This is a genomic window from Kocuria salsicia (assembly GCF_007681555.1).
GTDB classification, from domain to species: domain Bacteria; phylum Actinomycetota; class Actinomycetes; order Actinomycetales; family Micrococcaceae; genus Kocuria; species Kocuria salsicia.
The window spans coordinates 134,833-151,085 of sequence record NZ_VELE01000003.1; the positions used below are offsets into that span (position 1 = coordinate 134,833).

Below are 16,253 nucleotides of genomic sequence, written 5' to 3' on the forward strand. Positions count from 1 at the left end.
TTGCGACGCCGCGACGTCGCTTTCCTGCGCTGCCTGCGTTCCCGGCGTGCGGAGGCACCCGCGGTCCCGGTCTCGGGAGTGGACATGGCTCACTGGCCTCTCTGACGGGCGTGCCCCTCGCACGGGACGGGGCCGAGCCGACGGGCTCGGCCCCGGATCACGCGAGGGCTGACGGACTGCTGCCGCTCAGGCGGTGGGCCGCTGGTTCTGGTCCACGACCGGCGCCCCCTGGACGGGCTGCACCGGAGCCGCGGACTGGACCGGGGCGGGCTGGGTGGCCGTGGGCTGCTGCACGGTCGGCTGGGCCGCGGGCTGCGCCACGGTGGGCTGCTGGGCGGGGGCCTGGGCGGTGGCGCCCTGCTGCGCTGTGGCACCGGCCACCGGTTGGCCGTTGGCCACGGGCTGGCCGTTGACCGTCACGTTGGGGTCGTCGTCGTGCTTCATCTCCTTGACCTCGGACTTGAAGATGCGCATGGACTGGCCGAGGCTGCGGGCCATGCCAGGCAGCTTGGGCGCCCCGAAGAGCAGGAGGATGACCACGAGGATCAAAATGATGGTGATGGGGCTGTCAGCCAGACGACCGAACATGGTGGAGTCCTTTCGTTTCTGCCCGGCGCACGTCCCGGTAGCTCTGGGGCTGTCCCAGTGCCTCCCGACGCTGCATCCTGCGGATGAGCCGAGCGGTCTGTCGTTGGTCGCGGCCGCTGCGGTACGCGGCGCGGGTCTCGTCCACCGGGGTGAACAGGGCGGAGGGGGCGGGGGTGCGCAGCGGCGTGGACTGCCCCTGGGCCGCGGCGTTCCAGCGGACGGAGAAGTCCTCGGCGGTGCGCTCGAGGTCGTCCAGGGCGGGCAGCACCTGACCGCGCAGGGTCCGGTAGAGCAGCCATCCGATGAACGCCGCGCTGCTCAGGACCAGCACGGTCCACAGCAGGACCCACATCCACCAGAGCATGCTGCCAGTATAGGCGGGTCAGCCTAGGTGCGGGCTGTGCCGCTGCTGTCGAGCCACTGTTCCACGGCGGCCACGGCCTCCGGCGGGGAGACCACGCCCACGTGTCCCGCGTGGCGTGTCACCAGGGAGCACAGCGCGTCCAGCGTGGGGAAGTCCACCTCTGCCGCCACGAACTCCGGAAGCGGCCGCGGACCCCGTGCCGTGCGCGGACGGGCGGGCTCGCGCGCGCCGTGGGCCGCGGCGTCGTCGTCCGCTCCCCCGGCCCCTGGCCCCCCTGTGGCCGGGGCGGGAACCTCGACCTCAACGTGCCGCTTGGCGTGGTAGTGCTCCACGATCCACCGGCCGCGGCGGTCCGTGACCACCACGGCCTGCACGGGGCGGCGCTTGGCCGGCTGGATGCTCGAGCGCACCTCGGACTCCATCCGGGGGTGCACCTCTGCCTCCCCGGCGTCCTCGCAGCCCACGATCCGGTCCGTGCGGAACGTGCGCGGCGCGTTGGCCTGCAGGCACCACCCGCGCAGGTACTGGTGGCCGTCCGAGAAGATCATCCGCACCGGGTCCACGAGCCGCTCGGTGACCTCGTCCCGCGAGGTCACGAGGTAGCGCAGCCGCACGCGGCGCCCGTCCGCGATGGCGGCCCGCAGCCCGGTGACGAGCTCGCTGTCCCGGGGCTCCGAAACAGCGTCGGCGTCCGGAACGTCCAGCGCGTCCGCGAGCGGCAGGGCGTCCGCGGCGGTGGCGACCTTGCGCATGGCAGAGCGCACCACGCGGCTGTCACCGCCGGGAACCGCCTGCAGGGTCTGCAGCCCCATGAGCAGCGCGCTCGCCTCGGGCACGGTGAGCCGCACGGGCTCCGAGAGCTCCTGGGCGTTGCCCAGGTAGATGTGGCCGTCGTCCCAGGAGGCGTCGATCAACTGATCCGGGAGGTGGCCGGGGCGTCCGCACACGAACAGGGTCTGCAGGTCGTTGACCAGCTCCGCGTCCGTGATGCCGAAGTGCCGTGCGGTCTCCTCCAGCTCCGCACCCTGGTGCGCGTAGACGTGGCGCACGATGTGCAGCAGCCGCGCGAGGTGCTGCTCCGTGCTGGCCTTGGCCGCACCGTGGCGGCGCTGCTTGCCCCACTGCACCTGCACCCCGGACATCCGCGCCTGGAACGCGCGTGCGTCCTCGAGCCGCCGGGCCACGGCGTCCGCGACCGCCACCTGGGTGTCCTTGCCCACCGTCCCGTCCGGGTCCGCTCCCGGGGCCGGTTCGCGGGGCACGACGGCGTCCGGTCCGGCCGCGCACACGTGCTCCGCCGCGGACTCGGTGTCGTGCACCGCGAGCTGCACGGCGTCGTAGCCCTCGGGGGCCCGCCACGCGGGCGAGTCGGACGGAGCGGCAATGCGGCGCAGCAGCTGGCCCGCGCCCTGGCGGACGTGGACCACCACGCACAGCTGCGGCGGCTGGCTGACCATGCGCGCGAGCTGACCGCCCATGGAGAAGTCCCGGGGCGGCTCGAACGTCTCGCGCGTGGTCTCCACCTCGGAGATGATGCGGGAGAGCCGGAACGTGCGCTGTGCACGCCGGTCCGTGTCCCAGCCCGCGAGGTACCAGGCTCCGTAGCGGGAGCCCACGCCCCACGGCTGCACCGTGCGCTGGGAGAACGCCCCGGTGCGGTCCACGTAGTCGAAGCGCACCGTGCGGTGCGCAAGCACTGCCGAGAGCAGCGGCTCGAAGGCGGGGTCCGCCACGGCCACGGTGGGCTGCAGGTCCCGGCCCGGCGCCGCCTCGCCGCTGAGCGCCGGTTCGAGCTTGTCGAGGGCGCGGCGTGCGAGCCGGTCCTGGGCAGCGTCGTTCCACGCGTCCGCCGCGACGGCGAGCACCGCGGACTCCTCCGCGCTGAACCGCACCCGGGGCAACCGGTACGAGCCCCGGGGCACGCGGTAGCGGGGGGTGAGCTGCGCGTCCGAGGCCCAGGGGTCGTCGTCCGGGATCTCCTCCACCGGGTACCCGAGTGAGCGCAGGTGCGCCTTGTCGCGCTCGAACATGCGCTCGAACGCGTCCTGATTTCCGGCGCGGTCGTAACCGGGCACGATCCCGCGCAGCTGCTCACGGGTGTACCCGGACTCGCGGTCGAGCAGCGCGATCAGCAGGTTGAGGAGCCGCTCGGCGGACGCCGTGGTGGAACGGCGCGCCGAGGGTCCCGCGGAGGGCGCCATTCAGCGGACGTCGAGCAGGTCCACCACGAAGATCAGGGACTCGTCCGGGCCGATCGCGGCGCCGGCGCCGCGCGAGCCGTACGCCAGCTCGGAGGGGATCTCCAGCCGACGCCGACCACCCACCTTCATGCCCAGCAGACCCTGGTCCCAGCCCTGGATGACCTGTCCCACGCCCACCGTGAAGCCCAGCGGCTCACCGCGGTTCCAGGAGGCGTCGAACTCCTCGCCGCCCGAGTACGTGACACCCACGTAGTGGCACGAGACCGTGTCCCCGACCTTCGCCTCCCGGCCGGTGCCCTGGATCTCGTCCACGATCCGCAGCTCGGTGGGAACCGGGTCCTGGGGGAAGTCGATCTCCGGCTTGGAACGATCAAGCTTGCGCTGTCCGAATGACACGGGCTCTACCTTTCGTCGTGGGCCCCGGGCGGGGCCGTGCCGAGCACACAGTGTAGCCGTGTCTCACTTGCCGGACGCAGAGGACTCCGGGCTCGCGCTCGGCGCCGTGGACGCACCGGGGGTGGCGCTCGCCGAGGCCTGCGGGCTCGCGGTCTCCGTCTTCGGGGTGGGTGTGGTGCCGAGGATGTCCACCACGAACACGAGCGCGCCCGCGGGGTACTGGGAGTCCTTGCCGAGCTCCTTCTCCGTGCCGTAGGCCTTGTCGGTGGGTATCACCAGCTCCACGCGCGAGCCCACCTTCTGGCCCTTCAGACCCTCCTTCCAGCCGGCGATCACACCGTTGAGGGGGAAGGAGGCCGGGGTGCCCTTCTCGTAGGAGGAGTCGAAGGACTTCCCGTCCGCCCAGCGCACGCCCACATAGTTCGCGATCACGGTGTCCGACTCCTTGACCGTGTCACCGTCCCCCTCGATCAGCACGTCCGTCTTCAGCTCCTTGGGCTCGCTGCCGGAGGGCTTGGCGATCGTGGGGGTGCCCTTGTCGTCCTGCGTGACGTTGGGCATGCCCTTGGAGGGGGTCTTCATCTTCTCGTTGAGCGGCGGCATGATCTTCTTGGTCACCTGGTAGACCTCCACCGAGGTGGAGTCGTCCCCCTCGGAGGCCGCGCCGCTGGTCTTGGGAGAGCTGTACGCGATGATCTCCCCCTCCTTGGCCTTCGTCAGGGCGTCGTACATCTGCGGCAGGGAGTCCTTGAGCTCGTCGTTGACGGTCAGCACCTGTCCGGCACCCTGACTGTAGGTGTCCCCCAGCGAGGAACCATCCGAGCCCTTGTACAGGGCCGCCTGCAGCATGATGCTGTCGCCGGCGTGGATCTCCTCACCGTCCCCCTCCTTCAGGACCTTGGTCTGCGCGTCGTCCACCTTCAGGGGGGTCTCGAAGGACACCGACGGCGCGGTGCCCTCCGAGGGGTCTGCGGACAGTTCCACGGAGTCCCAGCCCGAGCCCCCGCCGCAGCCGGTCAGCAGCAGGGACAGGGCGAGCGCGGCGGTGCCGGCGGGGATGATCTTTCGCACGAGGGGGTGACCTTTCGTCATCGGGGTGCTGGCTCGGGGCCAATGTAGAGGGCCCGCGTGGGCCGCGGCTGGGAGAGTCCCCGGAACACTGCGGGCGGGTGGGGTCAGGCGCGTCCGGAGGTGATCTCCGCGATCAGCCCCTCGACGTCCGGCTGGGTGGTGGCGAAGGGGTCCTTGCACATGACCGTGCTCTGCTGGTGCTCCCCGTTGAGCTTCAGGTGCACCCAGTCCACGGTGGTGCTGACCCCGGCGTCGTGGGCCGCGGCCACGAACCGCCCGCGCATCTGCGCCCGGGTGGGAGGGCCTTCGACGACGGCGCGCTCGACGTCCTGCGGGGTCACGAACGTCTCCACGGCACCGCGGCGCTCCAGCATGTGGAAGAGTCCGTGGCGCGCGGAGGTGTCGTGGTAGGCGAGGTCCAACTGCGCCATGCGGGGGTGGGACCAGTCCATCCCGTGGGCGCTCGCGTAGGAGTCCAGCAGCTTCTTCTTGATGGCCCAGTCCAGCTCGCGGTCCACCAGCGCGCTGTCCTGCTCCTCGACGGCCCGCAGCCCGCGGTCCCACAGACCGAGGACCCAGTCGAGGCGGTCGTGGTGCGCGCCGTGGCGCTGCACGAACCGGGTGACCTCCTCAAGGTACTCGCGCTGCAGTTCGATCGCCGAGCGGTGGCCCCCCGCGGCCAGCTCCAGCGGTGCCAAACCGGTGAGGTCGTGGGAGACCTGCCGCAGGGCGGCGGCCGGGTCCGCGAGCGTGCGGTCCGGCAGGATCTGGCCCGCCTCGATCATCCGCAGCACCGCGTCCGTGATGCCGATCTTCAGCGCCGTGGTGGTCTGGGACATGGACGAGTCGCCCGTGATGACGTGCAGCCGGCGGTAGCGCTCGGCGTCCGCGTGCGGTTCGTCCCGGGTGTTGATCATGGGGCGGGAGCGGGTGGTGGCCGAGGACGACCCCTCCCACACGTGGTCCGCCCGCTGGGAGAACGAGTAGCCGGGGCGCCCGTCCCCCAGGGCCAGGGAGCCGAAGGACGGCGGCCCGTCCGGGTGCACCCGGCCCGCGCCCACGAGGATCTGCCGCGTGACCAGCAGCGGCAGCAGGTGCTGGACCAGCCGGGAGAACTCCGTGCGGCGGGCAATCATGTAGTTCTCGTGCGAGCCGAACGAGTTGCCTGCGGAGTCCGCGTTGTTCTTGAACAGGTGCACCGTGCCGCCCACGCCCTCGGCGTCCAGGCTCTCCTGCAGCTGGGCGCGCAGGTCGTCCACGATCCGTTCGCCGGCGGCGTCCTGGGCGACGACGTCCTGCAGGGTCGCAGCCTCTGCCGTCGCGTACTCGGGGTGGGAGCCCACGTCCAGGTACAGGCGCCCGCCGTTAGGCAGGAACACGTTGGAGGCCCGCCCCCACGCGAGCACCGGTGCGAACAGCCGCCGCGCCGTCTCGTCCGCACCCAGGGGACGGCCCTGCGGTGCGCTGTGGGTCAGTCCGAACTCGGTCTCGATCCCGTAGATGCGCCGTTCCACGCCGTCACTGACCGCCCTTCTGGACGAAGCCCTTCACGAAGGCCTCGGCGTTGGTCTCGAGCACGCCGTCGATCTCGGCGAGCAGGTCGTCCGTGCCCCGGGTGTCGTGCTGGGCCTGGGCGGCCCCGGACGACGGCGGGGTGGCCGGCGCGGGTGCGTCCGGCTCCTCCTCGCGGCGGGACCCCGTGCCGAAGATGCGTTCCTGTGCCATGTCTCCTCCTGTGTGCCCGGGATTCGTTCACCCGGACGTGTCCGTTCGTGTCTGCGTGCGTCTCTTGTCCGGTGGTGCGTGTGCCCGCGTGCCACCCGGCCTGCCGGTGGTCGCTCGTGCGGCCGCGCCGTCCCTGTGAGCGGCACCGGGTCAGTCGGTGCTGCTGCCTGTGACCAGTCCGGGGCGGTGCCGGGCCACCTGGGCCACCCACTGCTCGGCGTCCGGGGCGGTGAACCAGTCTCCGCTCACCTTCCGGGTGAGGTCCCCGGGCTCGGGCATCGCGATCCGTGCGCCGCGGCGCACCCCGGGGAAGCTCACGCTCACGGTGTCCCACCCCACCCCGGCCATTGCCTCCGGATAGGTGGCCACTGCGGTGCCGCGGAACCACGCGCGGGTGTCCACGGGAGGGGTGTCCGCGGCGTCGACGATCCGGGCGTGGTCCACGAGGGTGCGGATCCGCCCGCCCGCCGCGAGCCGGTGGTAGAGGCCCTTGTCTGGCCGGACGTCCGCGTACTGCAGGTCGATGGCGAGCAGCCGCGGGTCGTCCCAGGACATCGCGTCCCGGCGGCGGTAGGCCTGCAGCAGGGCGTACTTGGCGGCCCAGTCCAGGCGGTCGGCCAGCTGGGCCGGGTCCGCGGCGAGGCCCGTCAGCACCTCGTCCCACAGTTCGAGCACCTGCGCGGTGTCCGGGTCCAGTCCGTCCGGGGCGAGCTCGGTCTCCAGCTCCAGGGCCGCCCGGTGGTACTCGCGCTGCAGCTGCACGCCCGTGAGCTCGCGGCCGTCGCGCAGGGGCACGGTCGTGGCCAGGGACGGGTCGTGGCTGATGCTCTGCAGGGCGGCCACGGGGTCCACGAGGTCCAGTTCCGGGACACGGTCGTGCTCCACGAGGTTCAGGACGAGCGAGGTGGCACCGAACTTCAGCAGGGTGGCCGTGTGGGAGAGGTTGGCGTCTCCGATGATCACGTGCAGCCGGCGGTAGCGGGCGTCGTCCGCGTGCGGTTCGTCCCGGGTGTTGACGATCGGCCGGTGGATGGTGGTCTCCAGCCCCACGGTGCGCTCGAAGAAGTCCGCGCGCTGGCTGAGCTGGAACCCGGGCCGGGAGCCGTCCGTGCCGATCCCCACGCGTCCGGCCCCGCAGACCACCTGGCGGGACGCGAAGAACGGCAGCAGCGCCGCGGTGATCCGCTCGAACGGGACGTCTCTGGAGACCGTGTAGTTCTCGTGGGCCCCGTAGGAGACGGACTTGTTGTCCGTGTTGTTCTTGTAGAGGTTCACGGGCGCGCCCTGCCCGGAACCCGCGGCGAGGAAGTCCACAGCCCGGTGCGCCACCACGTCCCCCGCGGCGTCCCATGTGAGGGCGTCGAGCGGGTTCGTGACCTCCGGGGAGGAGTACTCCGGGTGGGAGTGGTCCACGTAGACCCGCGCGCCGTTGGGGATCACGGTGTTCATGACCACCCGGCGCCAGTCCATGTCCTCCGCGTACAGCGCGGACTCCTGGATGGCCTCCGCGGCGATCTCCTCCGCCGTGAGCTCCGGGGCGCTGTCCGTGAGCTGCGAGGGGTGGGCCGCTTCCCGGTCCACCGTGAAGCCGCGGGCGTCCGTGAGCGGGGCCTCGGAGCCGTAGTCCCACGCGGTGCCCAGCGGGGCGTCCTGCGCCCCCGCACCGTGCTGGTCGGCGGCAGCACCCGGCCGGGTTGCCTCCCCATTCCGATGAGTGGCGGCCGTGCGGTGCTGGCGTGCGACCCAGGCGGCGTAGCCGGTCACCACGCGCGTCGAGAGCACCGTGGGGTTGGCCCCCGGCTCGCCCTGGGCCAGCACGCCGAACTCCGTCTCGCTGCCCATGATCCTGCGCACCGTCACCGTGCACCACCCCGCAGGGCATCCAAACCGGTCGCCGAACCGGCGGCGGAGCCGTCCGCCGAACCGGCCGCTGAGCCCGTGCCGGAGCCAGTTTCCGATCCGGTGGACCCATCAGTCGAGGACGCGGTCGAGGATGCTGACGCGAGCGCGCCCTGCTCCGTGGCATCACCCTGCACCGGGGTGTGCCGCACGATCCGCACGTCCTGGAACGTGTCCGCGCGGCGTCCCGTGAGCCGGGCCCAGTCCTCGGCGTCCCCCGTGTTCGGCAGGTCCTGCTGCTCGTGGAACTCCTCGTCCACCGCACGCACCAGGTGCTCAGCGGTGAGCCCGCGCCGCCCGGTGGTGAGAAGGGTCTTGATCGCCTGCTTCTTGGCGCGGTCCACCACGTTGCGGATCACCGCGCCGGACGCGTAGTCCGCGAAGTAGAGGGTCTCCTGCGAACCGTCCTTGTGGGTGATCGTGAGGAACTCGGTGTCCGACACCCGCGCGTACATGCGCTCCACGGCGGCCCGGACCAACTCCTCGGCGGCGGCCGCGCGGGAACCGGCGCGGGCGACGTCGTCCTCCCGCAGCGGGAGGTCCTCGGTGACGTAGAGCGAGAAGATCTCGCGCGCCCCCTCGCGGTCCGGGCGGTCGATGCGGATCTTCACGTCCAGGCGTCCGGGGCGCAGCACGGCGGGGTCGATCATGTCCTCACGGTTGGTGGCACCCACGACCATGACGTTGTCGAGCTTCTCCACGCCGTCGATCTCCGTGAGCAGCTGCGGCACGATCGTGGTCTCCACGTCCGAGGAGAGCCCCGAGCCGCGGACCCGGAACAGCGAGTCCATCTCGTCGAAGAACACGACCACGGGCACGCCCCGGGCCGCCTGCTCGCGCGCGTTGGCGAAGATCGAGCGGATCTGCCGCTCCGTCTCCCCCACGTACTTGTCCAGCAGCTCGGGGCCCTTGATGTTCAGGAAGTACCCCTCGGCCCGCGAGCGCCCGGCCTTCGCGGCGCTGCGCTCGGCGAGGGAGCGGGCCACGGCCTTGGCGATCAGTGTCTTGCCGTTGCCCGGGGGCCCGTAGAGCAGGATGCCCTTGGGCGGGTGCAGGCCGTGCTCGCGGAAGATCTCGGGGTGGATGTGGGGCAGCTCCACGGCGTCGCGGATGGCCTCGATCTGGGGGCCCAGCCCGCCGACGTCCGAGTAGCTGACGTCCGGGACCTCCTCCAGCACGAGCTGCTCGACGTCCGTGCGGGCCACGGGCTCCAGGGCGAAGCCGGTGCGGTGGTCCACGGTGACGGCGTCGCCGGGTTTTGGGCGCTCGCGGCGCAGCCTGCCGGAGAGCAGCAGCACGCGCTCCTCGTCCGAGCGGCCCACAGTGAGGACGCGGTCGTGGTCCACCACTTCCTTGACGGTGGCGACCTCCCCGGTGCGCTCGTAGTCGAGCACCGCGACCACCACGTAGTTCTCGTTGAGCAGCACCCCGAGGCCGGGTTCGCACGCGCCCAGAGAGACGAGGGGGCTCAGTGCCACGCGCATCCGACGCCCGGCCGCGAGCACGTCCACGGTGGGTCCGGTGACCACGGGGCCGTCCCCGGTGGCCTCTCCCACCGGCTGCCTGCCGTGGTTGACCTGCAGGATCGTGGCGAACGTGGCGGGCGGCTCGGCCTCCGCAGCCAGGGTCTTCTTGAGCGTCACGATCTCCTGGCGGGACGCGTTGAGCAGCCGCACCAGCTTCTCGTTCTGCGAACCCAGGGCGCTGAGCTGCTTGTCGAGGTTGCGCTTCTGGTCCCGCAGCATGGCCATCTGCCGCTGCACGATCTCCTCCGACGAGCGCTGGGGCCGCTGCTGCGGGTGGGGTGCCTCAGACATGACGCTCCTCGTCCAGCCGCTCACCGGCCACGGTCGGGTGCGCGGCCGAGGCGCCCCGGGTGTCCTGGGTGCTCGAGGTGTCTGGGGACGACGACGCGCTTTCCGTGGCGTCGTCGCTGGCGGTCACCACTGGGTGCCTGTCCGACTCCGCGCGACCCTCGGAGATCTCGCGGTCCGCGCGGGCGGCGTGCTGGGCCAAAGACGTTGCGTCGCGCCCGGCGCGACGGAGCTTCTTGTCGGAGACCACGCGCTCGCCCAGGGCCACCGGGGTCCAGGCCTGCAGGTCCTCCTCGGTGTACTCGCTCTTCGATGCGCGCCGCTTCGGTGCGAGCCGGGGCGAGCCGTCGGCAAGGCGGCGGGACTGGATCAGGAAACCGGTGTGGGCGACCATGCGGTGGTCCGGGCGCACCGCGAGCCCTTCCACGTGCCAGCCTCGAACCATGGTCTCGGAGGCCTCGGGCTCGGTGAAGCGCCCGTCAGCGCGCATGGCCTCGGCCACGCGGGAGAGCTGCGGCACGGTGGCCACGTAGCAGATCACCACACCACCGGGGGCCAGCGCGGTGGCCACGGCGTCGAGGCACTCCCACGGTGCGAGCATGTCCAGCACCACGCGGTCCACGGAGCCCGGCTCCTCGTTCTCCCCGAGCTCCTCGGCGAGGTCGCCCATGCTCAGGTGCCACGCGGGGTGCGGGCCGCCGAACATGGTCTCGATGTTCCCGCGCGCGATCTCGGCGAACTCCTTGCGGCGCTCGAAGGAGCGCACGTGGCCCTCGTCCCCCACTGCCCGCAGCAGCGAGATGGTGAGGGCGCCGGAGCCCACGCCGGCCTCGACCACGCGCGCCCCGGGGAAGATGTCCGCCATCGCCACGATCTGCCCGGCGTCCTTCGGGTACACCACGGCGGCTCCGCGCGGCATGGACAGCACGAAGTCCTTGAGCAGGGGGCGCAGCGCCTGGTACTGGATGCCCGAGGTGTTGGTCACCACCGTGCCCTCCGGCCGCCCGACCAGCAGGTCGTGGCCGAGGACCCCGCGGTGGGTGTGGTGCTCCCCTCCATCCACCAGGGTGATGGTGGTCATCTTCCCGCTCTCGTCCGTGAGCTGGACGCGCTCACCGGAGCGGAACGGACCGCGCCGGTTGGCGGCGCCGCGCACCGGGGCGGGGGTCACGGGGATGTCTCGGGGCTGCTGCTGGGTCATCTGCTCACTTTCACACCTGCTCGACGATGACGGCGGGTGCCGCCCGTCCTCGGCCCGCCGCACTGCCGTGCCGGGGCCTCTTCTCATTCTCTCACCGTACCCACACCGCTACCACCGGGGACGACGCCGCCCGCGCGCTGGCGGGGCCGCCGTCGCCTCGTAGCGGGCCGGGGTGGGGTGGAGAGGGGGCACTGCCGAGACCACGCCCGCCGGGATCCCGTCCGCAGAGGTCAGCGGTGCAGCGCGTGGCGCACGAGGTCCTCGTGGTGCACGACCCCCGTGACCGGGGCGACGTCGTCGGCCACCCACACCCACTGCAGCCGCCCGGCCTCCAGCTGCCGCGCGAGTTCGCCACCGGGGGTCCGCGGGGCGACCACCGCGTCCGCCGGGTACCACTGACACACGTCCCCCAGTGCCACGCGGGAGCGCTCCGGCAGCGGCACGCGGGCCGCGAGTGCGGGGTCGAGCACGCCGAGGGTGCCCCGGGCCGCGTCCCGGGCGACCACGTCCGGCGTCCAGCCGCGGTAGTCGTCCCCGGTGGCCGCCGTGACGGTGGCGTCAACGAGCGAGAGTGGGGTGGCGGGCGTGAACTCCATGGCGGGGCGGGCGATCTCCTCCGCCCGCACGGAGTCGAGCCGACCCATCAGCCGCGCCTGCCGCAGTGCCTGGCCGGCACCCGCGACGATGAATGTGACGACGAGCAGCGAGACCACGAGCACGGCGGGCTGGCGCCACTGCTGCGTCCACACGAGCCACAGCACCAGCAGCGCGGCGATCCCCCGTCCGCACCACGCGGACACGGCCGTGCCCCGCCACTCGGAGCCGGTCACCGTCCACACCACGGCCTCGACCACCCGGCCGCCGTCCAGGGGCAGGCCCGGCAGGAGGTTGAACAGTCCGAGCACCCAGTTCGCGATCACGAGCAGCTGCGCGAGTGCCCACCAGGGCCCGGTGGCCCCGGCCGGTGCGGCAGCGAGCAGGACCTCGCCGAGGACCGCGAGCGCCACGTTGGCCAGCGGGCCGGCGAGGGAGACCAGAGCGGTGGGCAGGGGTCGGGTGCGCACGGTGCCGAACGTGGTGTGACCGCCCATCAGGGTGAGCACGATCCGGTCCACGGGCCACCCGGCGCGTCGCCCGGCGGCCGCGTGCGCGAGCTCGTGTGCGAGCACGCTCACCGCCAGGCCCACGGCGAAGCCCAGCGCCACCACGAGGTTCAGCCACCCGAGGTCCGGGTACACCCGCCACAGCACCGGGCCGTACATCACCACGGTCAGGCCCGCGATCAGGAACCACGAGCGGTCCAGACGGACCTCCACGCCGAGCACCCGGCCCAGGCGGACCCCGCGAGAGCGGCGCGGGCGCCCCGCGGGTGAGGAGGCGGCGTCGGGGGCGGGGAAGCGGGGATCGGCCATGGTGCACATGGTAAGTGGGCCACCCGGCACCGGGCTGGGTGGCCGTCGTGGAACCGCCGGGACGGGCGCCGTACAGTGGAGCGGTGAGCACATCGCACAGCAATGCGGAGCAACCCGGCACCGGTCCCTTCGGAGTGGTGCGTGACGGTCGGGAGCAGGAGACCGTCACGGTCCTCATCGCCGCGTTCGAGGGCTGGAACGACGCCGGGGACGCCGCAACCGACTCTCTGAAGCTGATCCGCGAGCACCTCGGGGCCAAGGAGGTCTTCGAGGTCGAGTCGGACGACTACTACGACTACCAGTACTCGCGGCCCATCATCCGGCGTTCACTGACCGGGGAGCAGAAGCTGCACTGGCCCAGCACCCGGCTGACGAAGGCGAGCGTGGCGGGCACGAACCTCGACGTGGTCCTGCTGCACGGCTGGGAGCCGTCCTACCGGTGGCGGACCTTCACGGCGGAGCTCATCGAGCAGGCCACCGCACTGGACGTGGACTTCGTGATCATGCTGGGCTCCCTGCTCGCGGACGTCCCCCACACGCGCCCCATCCCCGTGACTCTGACCTCGGACACCGAGGAGTTGCGGGAGGAGCTCGAGATCGAGGCACCCCAGTACGAGGGCCCCACGGGCATCGTGGGGGTGCTCTCCCACATGGCCGCCCTCGCGGGCTTCCCCACGCTGAGCATGTGGGCCGCCGTGCCGCACTACGTGGCGCACTCGCCCTCCCCGAAGGCCCAGCTCGCGTTGCTGCGCCAGCTGGAGGACCTGCTCGGCATGTCGTTGCCCCTGGAGCCGGTGGTCGAGGATGCCGAGGCGTGGGAGCGCGGCGTGGACGAGCTCGCCTCCGAGGACCCGGAAGTCGCGGACTACGTCCGGCAGCTCGAGGAGGCCAAGGACACCGTGGACCTCCCGGAGGCCACCGGGGACGCGATCGCGCGCGAGTTCGAGCGCTACCTGCGCCGCCGCGACGACCGCAAATGACCCGGCCCCGCGGTCACTCGCCCGTCACCACGGGGGCACACACCGCGCCGGGCACGGAGGAGGGCCCACGGACACCCTGTTCGGGGTGACCGTGGGCCCTCCTCCCACCGGGTCCTCAGAGGACGACGCCGAGCAGCGCGTCGAGCGTGTCCCGCACCAGCTGCGCGTCCTCCGCGGACGACTCGGAGCCGCGCTGGGCGGCTCCGCCCAGATTCCGGGCCGCCCACGCGTCCACGGCGAGCAGCGCCGCGGGAGCGTCGAGATCCTCGGCCAGTGCCGCACGCACGGCCTCCAGCAGTGCCTGGGCCCCGGCCGTCTCCGGCTTCGCGGCGGCCTCCCGCCAGCGGACCAGACGGCGCTTCGAGTCCTCCAGCAGCTCGTCCGTCCAGAACCAGTCTGTGCGGTAGTGGTTCGAGAGGATCGCGACACGGATGGCGGCCGGGTCCACGCCCTGCTGCCGCAGGGTCGAGACGAGCACCAGGTTGCCCTTGGACTTGGACATCTTCTCGCCGTCCAGCCCCACCATGGCGGTGTGCACGTAGTGCTGAGCCATCGGTTCGCTGGACAGCGCGTAAGCGTGCCCCGCGCCCATGTCGTGGTGCGGGAACGCGAGGTCCGAGCCACCACCCTGCACCGTGAACGGCGTGGGCAGGTACTTCAGCGCGATCACGCTGCACTCGATGTGCCACCCCGGGCGGCCACGGCCCAGGGACGCACCGTCCCACGAGGGCTCCCCCGGGCGCTCAACGCGCCACAGCAACGGGTCCAGGGCGTCGCGCTTGCCCGTGCGATCCGGGTCCCCGCCGTGGTCCGCGAACAGGGGCATCATCTGCCCGCGGTTCATGCGGCACGTGCTGCCCACCACCCAGGCGTCCGGGTCGTCCTCGCGCAGGCGCCCCGCGGCGGCGACGTCGAAGTAGACGTCCCCGGCGGGTGCCGGCTGCCCGTCCTGGCCGGTGCCCGCAGGCACCCGGTAGGCCAGCCCGCGCTCCACGAGCCGCTCGACGGCGGGCACGATCCACTCCACGGCCTCGGTGGCACCCACGTAGTGCTCCGGAGCGAGGACGTTCAGTGCGGCCATGTCCGTGCGGAACAGCTGCGTCTGTGACTCGGCCAACTCACGCCAGTCCACGCCCGTGGCGATCGCGCGCTCCAGCAGGGGGTCGTCCACGTCCGTGACGTTCTGCACGTAGTCCACGGGGTACCCGGCGTCGCGCCAGGCACGGTAGAGCAGGTCGAACGTGACGTACGTGGCGGCGTGGCCCATGTGGGTCGCGTCGTACGGAGTGATCCCGCACACGTAGAGCCCCGCGCGGTCCCCCAGCGGCGCCACCGCCTCCGTGCGTCCGGTACTCGTGTCGTGCACCCTCGGGACGCAGGACGTCCCGGGCAGTTCCGGGACCGGGCGGCTGGGCCAAGACTTCATGTTCACCTTCGGTAGGAGGAGCTGACAGTACTCACGATCGCAACGGGCCCCGCCGGTGCGCTATTCCCCGGGACACGGGGAGCCACTCGCCGGGGCCGGTCGCCACGGCGGGTGCCCGGGCAGGATCAGGCGTTGATCAGACCCGTGCCGAGCAGCACGAACACCACGGCACCCAGCAGCACGCGGTACCACACGAACAGGTTGTAGCTGCGCTCGGAAATGTAGTGCATGAACCAGCCGATGATCAGGTAGCCCACCGCGAACGCAATGACGGTGGCCACGGTCGTCTGGCCCATGGTGTAGACCCCGCCGGCCTCCTTACCGCTGACCGCCTTGTAGAGCTGGTAGAGCCCGGAGGAGAACACGGCGGGGATCGCCAGCAGGAACGCGTAGCGCGCGGCGGCGGCTCGCGTGTAGCCCATCAGCAGACCGGCGGTGATGGTTCCGCCGGAGCGGGAGACTCCCGGGATCAGCGCAAGCGCCTGCGCGAAGCCGTAGCCCACGGCGTGCTTGAGGTTCAGGTCCTCCAGGCTGCGCTCCTGCTTGCCCACCCGGTCTGCGATGGCCAGGAAGAGACCGAAGACGACGAGCATCGTGGCCGTGATCCACAGTGAACGGAACTGCGTCTCGATGTAGTCCTGCAGCAGCAGGCCGAGCACCGCAATGGGCAACGAGCCCAGGATGATGAACCACCCCATGCGGGCGTCCGGATCGCTGCGGTCCACCCTGCCGGTCAGCGACAGCGCCCACCGCTTGATGATGCGCACGATGTCCCGCCAGAAGAAGATGATCACAGCGGTCTCCGTGCCCAGCTGCGTGATCGCGGTGAAGGTTGCACCGGGGTCCGCGCCGTTCGGCAGGAACTCGCCCACGATCCGCAGGTGCGCGGAGGAGGAGACGGGGAGGAATTCTGTCAGGCCCTGCACCAGGCCCAGGATTATCGCTTCGATCCAGTTCACGCGACAACTGTACGGCACCCCCTCCGGGCCTCCCCCGCCACCGGCCTGAGAGCACTCTGGGCACCCACCGCGCGCCCGATCCGCACGCTGGATCCACGCCGAGGTCACAGGTGCGGGTCACAGGCCACGGGCGTCACAGTCGGCGGCGTGGCCGCGACGTCATCGGCGGGAACCCCGGGTGTCTTCCTGGGGGAAACGCACGAGGGCCCCCACCAGC

Annotated in this window: 13 protein-coding genes and 1 pseudogene; 1 reads left to right on the forward strand and 13 read right to left on the reverse strand. The window is 71.9% G+C overall.

The genetic code is table 11. The features are described 5' to 3' along the window. Positions 1-342: 342 nt before the first annotated feature. From tatA to FS770_RS07070, 11 genes and pseudogenes are all read right to left on the reverse strand, one after another. Positions 343-588: pseudogene (gene tatA / locus FS770_RS14295) on the reverse strand (Sec-independent protein translocase subunit TatA); the annotation flags it as partial. Further along, the gene (locus tag FS770_RS07025; RefSeq protein ID WP_144942861.1) at positions 569-952 is read right to left on the reverse strand and encodes a hypothetical protein; all 384 of its coding nucleotides are present in this window, start codon (positions 950-952) and stop codon (positions 569-571) included. The pseudogene tatA and the gene FS770_RS07025, both read right to left, overlap by 20 nt. A gap of 23 nt (positions 953-975) precedes the next feature. Further along, entirely contained in the window at positions 976-3,153 is a 2,178-nt protein-coding gene (locus tag FS770_RS07030) for a WYL domain-containing transcriptional regulator (protein ID WP_144942860.1), read from the reverse strand. Next, positions 3,154-3,549, reverse strand: coding sequence for an FKBP-type peptidyl-prolyl cis-trans isomerase (locus FS770_RS07035; protein WP_126874796.1), 396 nt, complete (start codon positions 3,547-3,549; stop codon positions 3,154-3,156). Positions 3,550-3,612: 63 nt separating this feature from the next. Beyond that, the gene (locus tag FS770_RS07040; RefSeq protein WP_222126497.1) at positions 3,613-4,620 is read right to left on the reverse strand and encodes an FKBP-type peptidyl-prolyl cis-trans isomerase; all 1,008 of its coding nucleotides are present in this window, start codon (positions 4,618-4,620) and stop codon (positions 3,613-3,615) included. 104 nt (positions 4,621-4,724) lie between these two features. Next, the gene (gene pafA, locus FS770_RS07045) at positions 4,725-6,134 is read right to left on the reverse strand and encodes a Pup--protein ligase (protein WP_145010795.1); all 1,410 of its coding nucleotides are present in this window, start codon (positions 6,132-6,134) and stop codon (positions 4,725-4,727) included. A 4-nt stretch (positions 6,135-6,138) separates the two neighbouring features. Continuing rightward, a complete protein-coding gene (locus FS770_RS07050; protein WP_055083727.1) occupies positions 6,139-6,345 on the reverse strand; it encodes a ubiquitin-like protein Pup in 207 nt (68 codons plus the stop codon). A 150-nt stretch (positions 6,346-6,495) separates the two neighbouring features. Then, positions 6,496-8,205 (reverse strand): depupylase/deamidase Dop, encoded by a 1,710-nt coding sequence (gene dop, locus FS770_RS07055; protein ID WP_244944799.1) that lies wholly within the window; start codon positions 8,203-8,205, stop codon positions 6,496-6,498. Continuing rightward, positions 8,202-10,061: a proteasome ATPase gene (arc, locus tag FS770_RS07060; RefSeq protein WP_244944800.1), complete on the reverse strand. Its 1,860-nt coding sequence runs from the start codon at positions 10,059-10,061 to the stop codon at positions 8,202-8,204. Before arc ends, dop begins: the two co-directional genes overlap by 4 nt. Then, positions 10,054-11,259: a tRNA (adenine-N1)-methyltransferase gene (locus tag FS770_RS07065; protein WP_244944801.1), complete on the reverse strand. Its 1,206-nt coding sequence runs from the start codon at positions 11,257-11,259 to the stop codon at positions 10,054-10,056. Before FS770_RS07065 ends, arc begins: the two co-directional genes overlap by 8 nt. A gap of 230 nt (positions 11,260-11,489) precedes the next feature. Then, positions 11,490-12,671 (reverse strand): site-2 protease family protein, encoded by a 1,182-nt coding sequence (locus FS770_RS07070; RefSeq protein ID WP_144942857.1) that lies wholly within the window; start codon positions 12,669-12,671, stop codon positions 11,490-11,492. Between the two features lie 83 nt (positions 12,672-12,754). Here FS770_RS07070 and FS770_RS07075 point away from each other — a divergent pair, with 83 nt between their 5' ends. After that, complete coding sequence (locus tag FS770_RS07075; RefSeq protein ID WP_144942856.1) at positions 12,755-13,651, forward strand: PAC2 family protein; 897 nt, start codon at positions 12,755-12,757, stop codon at positions 13,649-13,651. A 115-nt stretch (positions 13,652-13,766) separates the two neighbouring features. Here FS770_RS07075 and mshC read toward each other — a convergent pair whose 3' ends face one another. Beyond that, a complete protein-coding gene (gene mshC / locus FS770_RS07080) occupies positions 13,767-15,077 on the reverse strand; it encodes a cysteine--1-D-myo-inosityl 2-amino-2-deoxy-alpha-D-glucopyranoside ligase (RefSeq protein ID WP_145010798.1) in 1,311 nt (436 codons plus the stop codon). Positions 15,078-15,202: 125 nt separating this feature from the next. After that, the gene (locus FS770_RS07085) at positions 15,203-16,036 is read right to left on the reverse strand and encodes an undecaprenyl-diphosphate phosphatase (RefSeq protein WP_144942854.1); all 834 of its coding nucleotides are present in this window, start codon (positions 16,034-16,036) and stop codon (positions 15,203-15,205) included. Positions 16,037-16,253 lie beyond the last annotated feature (217 nt).